Raw genomic sequence first — 685 nt, 5'->3', positions numbered from 1 at the left:
TATTGAAGACTCGCCCGGTCTTCTTTTTACAAATACACTGGTGACACACGCCCATTCGACAACCCGCAACGGGTTTTAAACCTTGGTTCTCTGAGATTTCCAGCAGGGTAGCTTTGTCAGACTCGATAAACTGCTGAGGGTCAAAGGTGACTTGCTTTCGAGAGTCCAGGTAATCGACTTGAATCAGTTCATCGGCATCGTCTGCATTCATTCCCTCAAGAGATAAAGGCTGTTGGCCGAAGTATTCAAAGTGGATATCTGCTTCAGGAACCGTATTGGACGTTAGAAGCGATTGGGTAATTTCAATCATTTTCCCAGGCCCACATACGTAAAATTCTTTTTCGCTGATGTCTTCTACAAACATTTCCAGCTGCTGCTGATCTATTCTACCTTGGTGGTCACTATAGATAGTTGTTACCTGCAAACCCTTCGCTTCAAGGTGAGAAAGTTGCTCGGAAAAGAATAGGGATTGGCTATTATTTACATAAAAGAGCAACTGAGCCTGCTTATACCAAGCGTTGCTCTGGTATTCGTTCAGCATTGAAAATATGGGGGTTAGTCCGCTTCCGCCTGCAATAAATACTTTGTCTTTTACTGAGTTGCTTAGTTGGAAATCACCTTGGGCTTCGGATAAGTAAACAGTGTCACCACTTTTCAAAGCTTGGTTGAGCCATGGCGTTACAGC

Annotated in this window: 1 protein-coding gene; it reads right to left on the bottom strand. The window is 43.9% G+C overall.

From position 1 onward, the window contains the following. A partial coding sequence (locus tag A3757_RS01955) for a 2Fe-2S iron-sulfur cluster-binding protein (protein WP_156506107.1) occupies positions 1-685 on the bottom strand: 685 nt, incomplete at both ends.

Source organism: Oleiphilus sp. HI0117 (assembly GCF_001635235.1).
This window is presented reverse-complemented; position numbering and strand designations above follow the sequence as displayed.